This window comes from Pseudomonas sp. AC172 (assembly GCF_979258595.1).
On record NZ_OZ409868.1, the window covers coordinates 383,565 to 398,329 of the forward strand.

Annotated in this window: 11 protein-coding genes and 1 pseudogene; 6 read left to right on the forward strand and 6 right to left on the reverse strand. The window is 56.9% G+C overall.

The window, feature by feature from the left end; translation table 11 throughout:
• Positions 1–13: 13 nt before the first annotated feature.
• Positions 14–244: a cysteine-rich CWC family protein gene (locus ACZ0A4_RS01885; RefSeq protein ID WP_463572842.1), complete on the reverse strand. Its 231-nt coding sequence runs from the start codon at positions 242–244 to the stop codon at positions 14–16.
• Positions 237–626 (reverse strand): annotated as a pseudogene (locus ACZ0A4_RS01890) (GGDEF domain-containing protein); the annotation flags it as partial. The gene ACZ0A4_RS01885 and the pseudogene ACZ0A4_RS01890, both read right to left, overlap by 8 nt.
• A gap of 324 nt (positions 627–950) precedes the next feature.
• Between ACZ0A4_RS01890 and ACZ0A4_RS01895 the strand changes: the two are divergent.
• The 5 genes from ACZ0A4_RS01895 (at position 951) to ACZ0A4_RS01915 (ending at position 9,630) form a co-directional block, all read left to right on the forward strand.
• Positions 951–1,202, forward strand: coding sequence for a hypothetical protein (locus ACZ0A4_RS01895; protein WP_463572843.1), 252 nt, complete (start codon positions 951–953; stop codon positions 1,200–1,202).
• Between the two features lie 179 nt (positions 1,203–1,381).
• Positions 1,382–1,789, forward strand: a complete 408-nt coding sequence (locus tag ACZ0A4_RS01900) for a hypothetical protein (RefSeq protein WP_186744573.1) — start codon at positions 1,382–1,384, stop codon at positions 1,787–1,789.
• 194 nt (positions 1,790–1,983) lie between these two features.
• Positions 1,984–3,228 (forward strand): glycosyltransferase family 4 protein, encoded by a 1,245-nt coding sequence (locus ACZ0A4_RS01905; RefSeq protein ID WP_463572844.1) that lies wholly within the window; start codon positions 1,984–1,986, stop codon positions 3,226–3,228.
• Between the two features lies 1 nt (position 3,229).
• Positions 3,230–4,084, forward strand: coding sequence for a hypothetical protein (locus ACZ0A4_RS01910; RefSeq protein WP_463572845.1), 855 nt, complete (start codon positions 3,230–3,232; stop codon positions 4,082–4,084).
• 2 nt (positions 4,085–4,086) lie between these two features.
• Positions 4,087–9,630 carry a calcium-binding protein gene (locus ACZ0A4_RS01915; protein ID WP_463572846.1) on the forward strand — a complete coding sequence of 1,848 codons (5,544 nt, stop codon included), beginning with the start codon at positions 4,087–4,089 and terminating at the stop codon, positions 9,628–9,630.
• A gap of 68 nt (positions 9,631–9,698) precedes the next feature.
• Here the strand turns inward: ACZ0A4_RS01915 and ACZ0A4_RS01920 are convergent, their stop codons facing one another.
• Positions 9,699–10,811 (reverse strand): enoyl-CoA hydratase/isomerase family protein, encoded by a 1,113-nt coding sequence (locus tag ACZ0A4_RS01920; RefSeq protein ID WP_463572847.1) that lies wholly within the window; start codon positions 10,809–10,811, stop codon positions 9,699–9,701.
• Positions 10,812–10,943: 132 nt separating this feature from the next.
• On the opposite strand from ACZ0A4_RS01920, the gene ung reads away from it, so the two are divergent.
• Entirely contained in the window at positions 10,944–11,636 is a 693-nt protein-coding gene (gene ung / locus ACZ0A4_RS01925; protein ID WP_007911441.1) for a uracil-DNA glycosylase, read from the forward strand.
• Positions 11,637–11,750: 114 nt separating this feature from the next.
• On the opposite strand, the gene ACZ0A4_RS01930 is transcribed toward ung, so the two are convergent.
• The 3 genes from ACZ0A4_RS01930 to ACZ0A4_RS01940 are packed head-to-tail and all read right to left on the reverse strand — an operon-like array spanning position 11,751 to position 14,758.
• Positions 11,751–12,785 (reverse strand): AbrB family transcriptional regulator, encoded by a 1,035-nt coding sequence (locus ACZ0A4_RS01930; RefSeq protein ID WP_463572848.1) that lies wholly within the window; start codon positions 12,783–12,785, stop codon positions 11,751–11,753.
• The gene (locus ACZ0A4_RS01935) at positions 12,778–14,292 is read right to left on the reverse strand and encodes a tripartite tricarboxylate transporter permease (RefSeq protein ID WP_463572849.1); all 1,515 of its coding nucleotides are present in this window, start codon (positions 14,290–14,292) and stop codon (positions 12,778–12,780) included. Before ACZ0A4_RS01935 ends, ACZ0A4_RS01930 begins: the two co-directional genes overlap by 8 nt.
• Before the next feature lies 1 nt (position 14,293).
• On the reverse strand, positions 14,294–14,758 hold the full coding sequence (locus ACZ0A4_RS01940) for a tripartite tricarboxylate transporter TctB family protein (RefSeq protein WP_463572851.1): 465 nt from the start codon (positions 14,756–14,758) through the stop codon (positions 14,294–14,296).
• Between the last annotated feature and the right edge of the window lie 7 nt (positions 14,759–14,765).

Here is a 14,765-nt window from a genome sequence, read left to right on the forward strand (position 1 = left end):
CGGGGGGCGCATCTTACGGTATCGGCCGCTTGGCCGCTTGCAGTTGCGCCTCGACCTGCGCGCAGCGCGGGCACAGACAGGATTGGTTGCGCAGCTCTAGCGGCAGTGCTTCAAGCACGGCGGGATCGATGGTCACGCCGTAGCACCAGCATTCGCGGTCGGCGGTGCGCGGGTCAGCGAGGCTGCAGTCGTTGCGGGCGCCGCAAGCCGGGCAGTGGTCGGGTTTGACGTCGGAATCAGGCATAAGTCGAGTGAGGCATTTCCACGCAGGTGCGGTTGCGGCCGGTGTGTTTGGCCCGGTACATCGCATGATCGGCCCGCGACAGCAGGCTGTGCAAGTCGTCATCACGTTGCAGGGTGGTGCCGCCGATGCTTACCGTCAGATTGAGGCGGTGGCCGTCGTAGGCATATTCGTGCTGTTCGACGTGTTGGCGGATCTTTTCGGCAATTTTCTGACCGGTGTCGCCGTCAGTGTCCTTCAGTAAAACGATAAATTCCTCACCGCCCCAGCGGCAGACAATGTCGGCGTGACGCAGGCAACTTTGCAGGTCGCGGGCAAAACCGATCAGCACTTGATCGCCGGCCATGTGCCGGTAAGTGTCGTTCAACACTTTGAAGTGATCGAGTAGTTCCGTTGGCAGTGGCCCGATGGCATGCATTCTAGTGGCACTGCCTGGAAATAACTGCTTCATGTGCAGCGCGAATGGTCGTTCCTGACGCAAAGCCAACCTTGTAGGAGTGAGCCTGCTCGCGATTGCGGTGTGACATTCAGTGAAGATGTGGTTGATACACCGTCATCGCGAGCAGGCTCACTCCTGCAAGGTCTTGCGATGGTGCGGACACCGCTGATCTGAAGCCGAGCGGGACTGGGCACTTGATTGATTCGCGCCAGTCCAACGTGTGTCGGCTGCTCTGTTCCGTTGCGGCCGTGGGTCTTTCAGGAGGCCGCCATGCGTATTCAGAAGATGTTGTTCGGTGCAGTGCTGATTTTCGGTTTGTCCGGTTGTTACTACTACGCCGGCCCCTACGATGCTTACCCCGCCACCTACTACTATCCCGGCTATTACTCACCTTATTCCTACGGCAGTTATTACGGCCCGCGCTATTACGGCGGTGCGCGGTATTATTACGGGGGGTACGATTATCGCGGCAGTTACGGACGCGGTTATCACAGCGGCGGATATCACGGCGGGCACCATTAATCAGCGGCTGAATGGCGGGTTTTCTGGATGAACAAGGTTTCATCAATCACTTGTTTCAACTTGTTGCAGAAACGCACCAGATGCCGAAAACGCTGTCTGATTTTTCGACAGTCACCGATTAAATGACTGTCGCCTGCCAGCGTCGCTGGTGTGGCCAACCCGCGGTCCAGGAGGCCGCCATGTATAGACGAATTCTTCTGCTTGCTGCGTTGATGTTCTCCGTTGCCGGTTGCGTCCCGTACTCCTACGCGGACTCGTATTACAGTTCAGAGGTCTACACGTCACCCGCACCGGCCTACTACAACACAGGCGGCACCTATTATCGGGGTGGCAGCACGTATTACGCGCAGCCACGTTACTACCAGCCAGCCCCGCGGTACTACCAGCAACCGCGTTATTACCAATCGGCGCCGCGTTACTATCAACCGGCCCCGCGTTATTACGAAAGCCGTCGCTGGCACGATAACGATCGCGGGCGCTGGGATGGCCACCGCCGCGGCGGTTGGGATAACGATCATCGCGGTCGTGGCAACTACGACCGGCACAGCGGGCGAGGCGACCACAACGGACGTGGCAACCGCTGGTAAATCCACGCAAATGAAGCGGCGCAATTAGCGCCGCTTTTTTATGCCCGTCGAAAAATCGTCCCATTAGCCATCTCCTAGGGCATTCCCAGACGCTTCCTACAGTTTCATTTCCTTGCATTTGTTAGCGTTTGTTCGTGCCGGTCGAGGTGAGCAAAACTCAGTTCAATAGCGGCGAATAAAAGGACGATGCCGCTATGAAGCTTCTTGTGATTCACCAAAACTTTCCGGGCCAGTTCCGTCACGTGGTGCTGGCGGCGATTGACAGGCGTTATGAGGTTTTGGCGATAGGTCGGGATACGGCACCGGGTATCGCAGAGGTGAACATATATCGATACCGCGCTGCCAGCAGAGCACCGGGCGATATTCACCCCTATCTGACCCGTTACGAGCAAGCGGTGACTGATGGACAGAAGGTTTTTGAAATTCTGTGCAGGCTGAAACAGTCAGGTTATCGGCCAGACGTGATTCTCGCTCATCCCGGATGGGGGGAAACGCTCTTCGTCAAGGATGTCTATCCTGACACGCCGCTTATTCACTATTGCGAATATTACTATCGAGCGCAGGGCGCGGACTCTGGGTTCGACCCTGAGTTCCCGCGAGCCACAAGGGAGTCATCAAGGCTGCGAATACTCAATTCGCTGCATCTTTTGAATCTCGAACAATGTGACATTGCCATCGCGCCTACGCGGTGGCAGCGCAGTCTGTTTCCTGCCGCTTATCAGCCGGCCATTCGGGTTATTCACGAGGGCGTCACTCAACGTTCTTGCTTGGCGAAAGGTGGGGCAGTCAGGTTGCCCAATGGAGTCGAACTGAAAACTGGGCAGCCGATCGTTACTTATGTCGCGAGGAATCTTGAGCCTTATCGCGGGTTTCATAGTTTTATGCGAGCAATCCCGCATATTCAGGCTAAGTGTCCCGATGCACAGATTATCGTAGTTGGCGGTGATGACGTCAGTTATGGATGTAAGCCGGTTGGCTATGCAAATTGGCGCAGCAGGATGGAGGCAGAGGTAAGTTTTGATCATTCCACCGTTTATTTTACAGGGAGGCTTCCTTACCAGACTTACCGGGCAGTTCTGGACTGTTCAAAGGTTCATGTTTATTTGACTTATCCGTTTGTTTTGTCGTGGTCGTTACTGGAGGCGATGACGGCAGGGTGTGTGGTAGTAGCGTCAGATACGGCTCCGGTAAGGGAGGTGATCGTCGATGGTCACAATGGAATGCTGGTGGACTTCTTCGATCATCACGGTATCGCCAAACGTATTACTAAGGTTCTTGATTCCGTTGATGAGTACAACTGCCTTCGCAGCGCCGCGAAGTTGACGGCGAGCAGATTTGATGTGAAGTACGGCACGGAACAGTACTTTGAGGTATTTGAAAACGCGACGTCCGGGCATCTCAAGAAACAGCCTGTTCCTCAGTTTGACAGGGAGATTTGAAATGCTCCGGATGTCGCGTAAGCAATGGGTTAAATGGTTTAAGAGGTTCTTGAAGTACGGCTTGTTGATTTATGTCTGTTACTGCGTGGTGGATTTTTATATCCGCGAAGAAGAAATCGCCGAGGCGATGGCAATCTATTACGCGGATCAGGAGGCCTGTCAAAAGAAGCTGGCGAGCATGAAACAGGTGCCCATACTGGGCGGCAGCTATGTGGATAAGACTCTGGTCCCGGAGTTTTATGTTGGCATGCCTGAGTTGGCGAATAAAAAAGCGTGTCTGGCCAATACGCTCAAGGGGCATTTCTGGTGGACCGGGACGGATATACGGTCGTACCACGATCAGAGTGTAAAGCCGACTCCTGAAAGTTGGCGTCTTTATAAAGTGAACGCCGGACTTTATACAAAAAAAGAGACTACCGAGCCCCATGAACGGGGTTATCGCCACATCAACTGGCCGGATGAGTTGATTGTAAAGCTAAAAAATTATCCGGGACTGGAGCTTTGGCTTAATGCACCTCCGCCGCATTTCAAGAATGAGGCTTCCGTTCGAAAGTTTGTCATTGCTGACTGGCCGCGGCGTGATGGCACCCCTCGATTGATAAGCTGTAACGGCTTGATTCGCCCGGCTGCTGAGGAAGAACTGACTGACGAGAAATTGGCAAAGCTCAGCAGGACCGAATTGGAAAACCTGGATTTTGGAAGTTTGAATTTTTTTTGCACCGTGGAGTTACACAGCTTTGACTTTTCCGGAGGGCACGGTCGGGTAAGTCTCGGTCTATCGTCATTACGCGAATCACCTGAAATGCTTAAGTTTCTCAGTAGCTATCTTTCACGCTCTGTTATTACAAGGAAGTAACGATGAGTTATGTTTTTAATGATCTGGAAAAATCAGAAATTTTAAATGCAACAAATATTTGCAAGGGGCTGATGTTCGATTCTGAAGATATCGAATATCTTGCGCTGAAATTAACAGGGGGTAACTGCGCTCCCCTGTATCAAAAGCTATTCGATATTATCGGTGGAAGAATTTCTGAAGTTTTCGCTGTCAATGAGGAGGCTGGAAAAATTCTTGAAAGCGCCAGGCTCTGGCTTGCTGTGGCCATCGATGCCAACGGTGGAAACGGTGCCTATTCCGCCCTGATTCGCGGCTACACCTCGCGCCAAGGCGAATTGAGACTGAATAAAATCTTCAGTGGAGAGCTGATGCAGCTGTCATCGAATCAGGTCGCCGCCAATTTCATCAATACCTTGATCGACGGATCCCTCGCCGGTCGACTGGCACCCTGGACGGTTCCATCCATCAGCCAGATTGCAGAGATTGATGCCAGTGCGATCGGCAAGGCACTGTTCAGTGATGCTTGCGGAGAGAAGGATACAGCCGTGAGCCATAACGCCGGTTGGTCCGGGACCGTCGGATTCAGCCTGTTGGGTGGAGCACCGCCCTATGAAACCTGGAGATTGATCTCCGCTGGTGATTCGCAAGGGGAAGATGGCGGCCCGCCGACTCAAGCAAAAGCCAACAGGCTCGATGACTATAAAAATATTCTGTTCGCCATCGATTCATACAGTGTCGGCCTGCGAGCGGCGATCAGCAATTTCGGCGTCAATCCATTGCAAAGTCTGCTTTCAGTCGTGCCGGAGCAAATCAATATCGCGCTCGCCAGTGGCAGCCTCAATCCGCTGATTCAGCATGTAGTGAAAGGCACGCCGGTTTCCGCGGTGGTCGACCTGATATTGCGCTATGGCCAGAACGAATTCCTGGACATGTTCAAGCGCACCTACGACGGCGATTCAGCAGCGTCACCTACCACCGATGAAACCTTCGCCACCAACGCTCACGCATTCTTCTCGGCATTTTCACCAGAGCAGTCCCACAGCATCGTCACCCGATCAATAGGTGAATACGGAAACGCGAATTCATGGGCAAAACTTGCTGGCGAGTCGACACCCATCGGCCTGGCGCTGCGCAATTCTCTGAAGCAACTCAGTGAAATCGTCATACAACGCGATGACGGTTACTCCGGACGCGGACTGGAACTCTACGATCCGCTGACCGGCGAAGGTTTCATCACCGCGCAATGGCTTGCCGATCGTGCGCAGATGTTGGCCCGGTTGATTGCCCGAACTCAGGGCTCGTTTGGAGAACACTCGCTGCAGAAGTTTTCCTACTCCGATCTCGCTTCAGGTAAACAGGCGCCGATGACCACCGGTGTGCTGAATCCGCTGGTCATGTTCGGTGATGACGGCGCGCGGTCTTTCGCGGGCGGTGCGAACACTGATCATCTGTATGGTGGCGCGGGCAATGACACGATCAACGGACTGGGAGGTCACGATGTCATCGAGGGTGGACGCGGCAACGACTTGCTTGCCGGAGGCGACGGCAATGATGCGCTGCACGGAATGGCGGGTGATGACGTTTTGGCTGGAGGAAAGGGTAACGACTCTTTGATCGGTGGCGAAGGCAGCGACCGCTATGAGTTTTCCAGCGGTGATGGCATCGATGAGATCTTCGACGCCAACGTAAATGGGCAGCTATGGATCAACGGTTCGCCGATACCTTCACTCAAACGCCGCGCCCCTTTGAGCGATATATGGTCGACCGAGGATCAGGCCATCACCCTGACCCTCATCGAAGAACGCAATGAACCCACGCTCAACATCAAATATGGTCTGAATGATCTCGTCGTTATCAAGCACTTCCGCCCCGGAATGCTTGGCATCCGTCTTCCTGAATACCAAGGCCATACGGTCTCTGCTCCCGATCTGGTTCTTCAGGGCGACTGGAAAGCGAAAGATATCGACCCCAATGTTCCCGGGGATCAGTTCTCATACGATGAGCTGGGCAACGCCTTGTTATTGGCCAACGTAAAACAGAGAAACAAGGCCGATGTGCTTTATGGCTCTGCAAAAGACGACGTCATTCTCGGACTTGGCGGATCAGACCGATTGTTCGGCAAGGACGGAAACGATCAGTTGTTTGGGGATAAACGGACGACGCTCGAAAAAGCCATGGCCGCTGGCGACTCTAAAGGGAAAGCAACTCGCGGCGATTGGCTTGATGGAGGGGCAGGTCACGATTTGCTCACCGGTACGGCATCCCAGGACGTGCTTCTGGGCGGTAACGATCGGGATACGCTGATTGGAGGTGCGGGAGATGACGTTTTATCAGGGGATGAAACGACCGGCGCGCTGGAGCAGAAATGGGGATTCAAACGCGTCGAAGTTCTTATAGGCGGTGGTGTCACCAGTCACCGAACTGTCTTTGCAAAGGCCTCCTTTAACAGTTCGACGGAGGGCGATAACGATGTTCTCTACGGCCAGGGCGGTCGCGATGTTCTCAATGGCGGATGGGGCGACGATCTGCTCGATGGCGGAACTGAAGATGATCTTCTTGGGGGAGAGGGGGGGAATGACACCCTGGCCGGGGGAAGCGGTAACGACACAATGATGGGAGACAACCTCGACTGGGGCGGTGGACTACAAAGCAAACACCATGGCAACGATGTAGTGGACGGTGGCAGTGGCGATGATTGGCTCACTGGTAACGCTGGAGCCGATGCGATTTATGGTGGCTCAGGCAATGACACTCTCCAGGGGGATGACATTGTACTTGGCGGCGTTGCCGGTGACGCCGCCCACTTTTTTGGAAATGACCTGCTGGACGGTGGCGCGGGAGACGACAAACTTTTGGGGGGCGGGGCGGATGATCTGCTGTTCGGAGGTGAAGGTAACGACGCGCTGGCCGGAGATTATGCTGAGCATCCGATTCGGTATCACGGCAATGATTTACTTGATGGCGGAGCGGGCGATGACACACTTCAGGGAATGGGTGGCTCCGATACCCTGATTGGTGGCGCAGGAGCTGACGTGCTGGATGGCGATGTGTCCAACCTGCAGTCAGGGGGAATCAACAATGATTACCTTCAAGGCGATGAAGGAAACGATACCCTTTTGGGCGGCTTGGGCGCCGACACACTTTACGGTGGCGCTGATGATGACATTTTATCCGGCGACTACGAGCAGACAGCCGAGGCTGAGCACGGCGCAGATTATCTGGACGGTGGTTCAGGCAACGATACCTTGCTGGGTGGTGGTGGCAACGACACATTGTTGGGCGGGGAGGGTGTAGACCACCTTCGTGGAGATTCCGGCAATAACGTTTTTGATGGTGGTGCCGGTAACGACGTGCTGGAAGGCCATGACGGCGCTGATGTTTACTATTTCGGCGCTGGCGATGGTCTGGATATTGTTACCGATGCCGGCGGCCGCAACATCATCAGGTTCGGCGCAGGCTTTTCCGCACAAAGTCTGAAAGCCGACATTATCGAAGTTGCCGTCGGCACGGTATTGCGGCTGGCCAATGGCGCGGGCGACGCGATACTCATCAAGAGTCACGAGCAGTGGAAGGATTCCACGTTCAGTTTCAGCGATGGCGTTGTACTTGGTTATGAGGATGTCCTGCGCAAAACATTGCCACCGATAAAGGTGCCCGAGTCACCTGTACCGGAAGTTGTAACCGCCACAGGAATCCAGCAAAGCAAAGTTGAAGATCCGGTTCAGCCAGACGATGTAACCATCGCGGCGCAACGCCCTGTGGCATCTGATCACCCCGTTGACTGGACTGAAAAATTCCTCGCGCAAATCAAATCCAAGCGCTACGCCCGCAAACACGCCACAGGTTTCACCTTGAGTGATCAAGGCATCTGGGTTCGCAGTCATATCACGACTAGCGACACCGGTTACATCACTCACACCGAGCTGAGCGATGACGGCGTCGAAGCGGGAACACTGTCTGAAACGCCGCCATGGATGAAGGTTGATGCAGGGCATGCCGTAGTCAGTGAAAGGCAGTCGAAAACCACAACCCGTATCGAACATAAACAGGTGAAAGCCGATGGAGCCATAGCCTCTTCAAGTCAGGCGCCTCGCTATTATCGATCCGGCTCGGCCAACGGCTTTTCATTCAATACGGGAGATGTATTGGTTGAAGACCGTAAGGAATCCGGCGCGCTTGAGGGTTGGTACATCTATCCGGCAGCAAGCTTCGGTTCGGGGGAAACGGTGCCCAAGGCGTTTCGCTGGGATGTCACAACTGAAACGATCAAACGCAAAATCGTCCCTGGCGACGATGCCGGCGGGCGAGTCAACGTCGAAGTGGAAAACGTTTTCCACGGCGGCGCGGGAGACGATCTGATTGTCGCTTATGCAGGCTCCCCACTTGCCTACGGCACTGTCGGCGAGAGAACACCGGGCGCGTTTTTATCCGCAGGTGCAGGTGACGACACCTTGCTGGGCTCCGAGGGCGCCGACTATCTGGTCAGCGGGGCAGGGGATGATTGGCTTTACGGTGAAGACGGTGCCGACACCTACATCGTGCAAGCGCACGCCGGAGCAACTACCACGATTGCTGATGTGCCGAACCCTGTTTTCCACCGAGCAGAAGTTGGCGCAGCGGGGTGGAAAGACGAGTTCGGATTGATCGATCAGGACACGGTCGTCCTTCCAGCAGATGCGCAGCGCGATGCACTGCAATTGAGCTGGGGTGCTGCGCTGATAGAAACCACACATGTCGACCTGGAACCCAACCCAGCTCGCGGGGCACACCGCAATCCGCCAAGAGCCAAAATGCTCCATCCGACACTCGATATCAATTGGGGTGGGATACAGAAAGTTCGCATCGTCTTGCCCCTCAACGGTGAACTTGAGGGGGCCGGGATTGAGCTCTTGAATTTCGCCGATGGGTCGGTCGTGAGTTTGAAACAACTCTTGGAGTCAAGTCAGCTGGGCCCTGCGCCCGAGACTTTTCATACGGGTGTAACCGTTAACAATTCAACGCGTTTTACGTCTCTGCGAGACGGACGGGCGCTGCCGTTAGTCGGTGGTCGAGGCAACGACACGATAAGCGGCGCGGGGAAAATCCGCGGCATGGAAGGGGATGACGTGCTCACGGGCAGCCCCGGTGATGATCTGCTGTTGGGTGGGCCGGGCAATGACACGCTAACCGGCGGCGCCGGAAATGATATCTACCGATACGATGGCCTCGGCAGGGACGTGATCATCAATCGCGGAGAAGGCCTTGACGGGATCGACTTTTCCGAACGCAGGCTGACGATCGACAACTTGAAGTTTCACCGTGAGCGCGATGATCTGGTGATCGTGGTGGATTACGGCATGGCACCGAAAATCCGGGTTTCCAATCATTTTGCCGCAGGCGAAAGCGCTATCGGCTTCATAAGAGTCAGCGAAGGAACAGCGACTCAAGACTACAGCGCGATGCAGATTGCTGAACGTCTGCATCCTCTTCCGCCATTGAGGGATGTCGAAGACATTTTGATAAAGGGCGACGAAGAAGCGCAGCGGGCGATGATAGAGATCATTCAGTTTTACGAGCTGAATGTCTGAGTCGTATGGCGACCGATTGAGCCAGCTCGCGATGGGAATCCAGTCGTCATCGCGAGCATCGCGTCAGTTCAATACTGCGTCAAATCCGCCAACGGATGCCGCCCCTCCCACACTTTGTGAAAGTGCGCCTCCACCACCGCATCCGGCACATTATTGATATCCGGCCAGTGCCAGTGCGGCTTCTGATCCTTATCGATCAACCGCGCGCGAACCCCTTCGCTGAATTCCGGGTGCCGGCAGCAGTTGAGGCTCAGGGTGTATTCCATCTGGAAGACTTCAGCCAGCGACATATGTCGGGCACGGATGATTTGCTCCCAGACCAGATGCGCCGTCAGTGGCGAGCCTTCGCTCATGGTCTTCGCTGCACGGGCGATCAACGGGTCGCTGCTGTCGCGTTGCAGGCTGATGGCTTTCCACGCGCAAGTCACATCGCTGACATCGAGCAGCTCGTCGATCTGCTGACGACGTGGCAACCATTGTGCCTCGGGCATCTGCGCCACGGCTTCCTGTTGCAAGGCCTTGAGCAGACTGTTGAGTTGCATGTCGGTCTGTTCTTGCCAATTGAGCTGCAGCAGGCCTTCGATCAGTTGCGGTTGCTGTTCGTCGAGCAGAAAGCGGTCGGCCAGATCCAGATCGATCGCATCACGACCGTTCATGTGCGCGCCGGTCAGGCCGAGGAACAAGCCGAGCTTGCCCGGCAGCCGCGCGAGAAACCAACTGGCGCCGACGTCGGGATACAGACCAATGGTGATTTCCGGCATCGCCAAACGGCTGCTCGGCGTGACGATCCGCGTGCTGGCGCCTTGCAGCAAACCCATGCCGCCGCCGAGCACATAACCATGGCCCCAGCAGATCAACGGTTTCGGATAGGTATGCAGGCTGTAATCCAGGCGATATTCCGCGCTGAAAAATTGCGCGGCCAGCGGCGGCACTTCGCCGGGATGAGCGCGACAGGCTTCGACCAGGCTGCGCACTTCGCCGCCAGCACAGAACGCCTTGGCACCATTGCCGCGCAGCAGCACGCAGACGATTTGTGGGTCTTTGGCCCAAGCGTTCAACTTGTCGCTGAGGGCGTTGATCATTGGCAAGGACAGCGCATTCAGCGATTTTTCAGCATCCAGGCTGGCGATACCGATGCGGGCGCCGTCGGTGCCGGTGAGTTCTTCGAAGTGCAGATTCATCGTGACCTCGATCGGGAATTTGAACGATCAGTATGATCGTTGTGTGGGAAAGTGCCGGATCTGCGTCAGAGCAATTGACAAGCGTGGTCCGCTTTCCTAGGGTTCGCCCCATTGTTTTTGCCGGGTATGACCATGACTGCTGACGACCGTATCAAACTCGAACCGAGCTGGAAGGAGGCACTGCGTGCTGAGTTCGACCAGCCTTACATGGCAGAGTTGCGCCAGTTTCTGCAGCAGGAGCGGGCAGCCGGCAAGGAAATCTATCCGCCGGGCCCGATGATTTTCAACGCTTTGAATTCAACACCGCTGGATAAAGTGAAGGTGGTGATCCTCGGTCAGGACCCGTATCACGGCCCGGGCCAGGCCCATGGCCTGTGCTTCTCGGTGCAACCAGGCGTGCCAGCGCCGCCGTCGCTGGTCAACATCTATAAAGAGCTGAAGCGCGACCTGAACATCGACATTCCCAATCACGGTTACCTGCAGAGCTGGGCCGATCAGGGTGTGTTGATGATCAACACCACCATGACCGTCGAGCGCGCCAACGCCAACGCGCACAAGGACAAGGGCTGGCAGTTTTTCACTGATCGGATCATTGAACTGGTCAGCGAGCGCCAGCCACATCTGGTGTTCATGCTCTGGGGCGCGCATGCGCAGAGCAAGCAGAAGCTGATCGATGCGACCAAGCATCTGGTGCTGACGTCAGTGCATCCGTCGCCGTTGTCGGCGTATCGCGGGTTTTTGGGTTGTGGGCACTTTAGCCGCACCAACAAGTTTCTTGAGCAGAATGGCGAGACGCCGATCGAGTGGCGTCTTCCACCGATTTGAAGGGCCCCATCGCTGGCAAGCCAGCTCCCACAGGGTTTTGTGGGTGCCACAGATTATGTGAACACCTCAAAAACCTGTGGGAGCTGGCTTGCCAGCGATGAAGTCGACACGGTCTTACTCGGGATTACGGTTCCAGTACTTGAACAACGGCTCCGCCAGAAACAGCACAAACAGCAACCGCATCACCTGCATCGCCGTCACCAGTGGCACCGACAGTTGCAGCGTCTCCGCCGTCAGACTCATCTCGGCAATCCCGCCGGGCATCATGCCCAGCGTCAGCGAACGCAGATCCAGATGGGTCAGCGCACTCAAGCCCAACGCCGCCAAACTCGCGATCAGCATGGTCAGCGCCGTGCCGATCAACGTCCGCCCCATGAATGAAGGCGCACGGCGGAAGAACTGCCGGTTGAAGTGACAGCCCAAGCCGCTACCAATCAACCACTGGCCAATCTGACTGCCGCCATTGGGCAAACCAATGTGCAGATCCCAACCAATGCTCACCGCTGCACTCACCAGCAGCGGTCCGAACAGCCACGGATTGGGTTGGCGCAAACGCTGCCAGAGCCACGCAAGCAAACCGCCCGCCGGAAACAGTATCGCTAGCCAGCGCCAATCGACGCTGCCAGCGTGGGAAATCGGGTTACCATCGCCCAGCAGATATTTGAACGCTGCCGGCACGCACAGCACCACCACCAGCACGCGCAAACTTTGCCCCGCCGCGACATGGCTGAGCATCGCGCCGTTGCGCGCGCCGAGATTGACCATCTCGCCGGAACCACCGGGCATGCTCGAAAAAAACGCCGTGGCGCGATCCTCACCGGTACGGCGCATCAACCACACGCCGACCACGGCCGACAGGCTGGTGACCAGCGCACCGAAGAAGATCAAACCGAAATGGCTGAGTACCTGCTCCATCACCATCGGGGTGAAGTGCAGGCCGATGCCGATGCCGACGATCCACTGGCCGCACTTGCGGCCGCCAGGGATTTCGGTGAGTTGCCACGGCGTCAGGCAGCGCACGAGGATGATCGCCAGGAGCGAGCCGACCATCCACGGCAGTGGCCAGCCGATCTGGCTGGCGATGTAGCCGCCGAGCAGACCGACCAGCGGGGTTCCCCACCAGGATTTCAGGGAGGAGCGATCAAACATCGGCGATGGCGCGTTGCGCGGCCGAACGTTTACGCCAGATGCGGATGATCGGCATCAGCAGCATGATCGCTGTGAGTACCCAGCAACCGAAGGTGATCGGGCTCGACCAGAGGATTTCCAGCGCACCGTTGGAGATCGACAGCGCGCGACGCAGGTTCTGCTCCATCAGACCGCCGAGGATGAAGCCCAGCAGCAGCGGCGACAACGGGAAGTCCAGCTTGCGCAGGATGTAACCGAAGATGCCGATGCCGATCATCAGGAACAGATCGAACGTGGTCGCATGCACCGCGTAGACGCCGATCCCGGTAATGATCGCGATGACCGGCACCAGCGCCCAGTTCGGCACGGCGAGGATGCGGGTGAATACGCGGATCATCGGGATGTTGAGGATCACTAACATCACGTTGGCGATGAACAACGAGGCGATCAGGCCCCAGACGATGTCCGGTTGTTGCTGGAACAGCAGCGGGCCCGGCGTGATGTTGTACAGCGACAGCGCGCCGATCATCACCGCCGTGGTGCCCGAACCCGGTACGCCAAGGGTCAGCATCGGCACCAGTGCGCCGCAGGCTGCGCCACCGATGGCGGTTTCCGGCGCGGCGAGACCACGGGGATCCCCTTCACCGAACTTGCCGCTGGCACCGGCGATGCGCTTCTCGGTCATGTAGGCCACGGCGCTGGCGAGGGTCGCACCGGCGCCCGGCAACACGCCCATGATGAAACCCAGCACGCCGCAACGGACGTTGACCACGAATACCGAGGCCGCTTCCTTGAAATTGAACATCATCCGGCCGGTGGCCTTTACCGCTTCCTGGCCATGGTGGGTTTTTTCCAGCAGCAGCAGGATTTCGCTGATGGAGAACAGACCCAGCACCAGCACGACGAACTGGATGCCGTCGGTCAGGTGAATATTGTCGCCGGTGAAGCGATAAACACCGCTGTTGGCATCGATGCCGACGGTCGACAGGAACAGGCCGATCAACGCCGCGATAAAGGTTTTCAACGGTCGATCACCGGCCATGCCGCCGAGACAGACTATCGCGAACACCATCAACACGAAGTATTCCGCCGGCCCGAAGGCAATCGCCCATTTCGCCAATAACGGCGCGAACAGCACCATGCCGCAAGTGGCGATGAACGCACCGATGAACGAACTCCACGCCGACAACGACAGCGCAACACCGGCCAAGCCTTTGCGGGCCATCGGGTAGCCGTCGAGGGTGGTCATCACGGTGGAGGCTTCGCCGGGAATGTTCAGCAGGATCGAGCTGATCCGGCCGCCGTATTCGCAGCCCAGATACACCGCTGCCAGCAGGATCAATGCCGACTCCGGAGGCAGACCGAGGGCGAATGCGATCGGGATCAGCAATGCCACGCCGTTGATCGGGCCCAGGCCCGGCAGCAGGCCGACCACGGTGCCGATCAGTGTGCCGCACAGCGCGGTCACCAGGTTGTACGGGCTCAGCGCAACGCCGAAACCCTGACCCAAATAGCCAAGAGTATCCATATCAGTTCTCCAGAACGCTGAGCAGGCCGAGAGGCAGCGGAACGTCCATCACACGGTCGAACAGCAGGTAAAGACCGATGGCCATCAGGCTGATGATCACCACGCTCGGCAGCCAGCGGCCACCGTAGAGGCGAGCCATCGGCACGCCGGTGAGGATGCTGGCGACAATGAAACCAAGCGGCTCGAAAGTGCCGGCGAACACCAGCAACAGCACTACACAGATAGCGATTTTGGTCAGGGTTTCGCGGTCCAGTGGCGGCTCGTCATCACTGTGTTTGATCGCGGCCGGGCGAAACACCATGTACAGCAACGCCGCGCCCATAAGACCGAGCATCAGCAATGGGAAGGCGCGTGGGCCGACCGGTTCGTAGGAAAAAGCCGCTTGGTACGGCCACGCCATCAGTGCCAGGCCGACGCAGACCAGCAACAGCACCGAGGCGAAAATGCGTTGTAAAAGTGTGGACATGACAAAC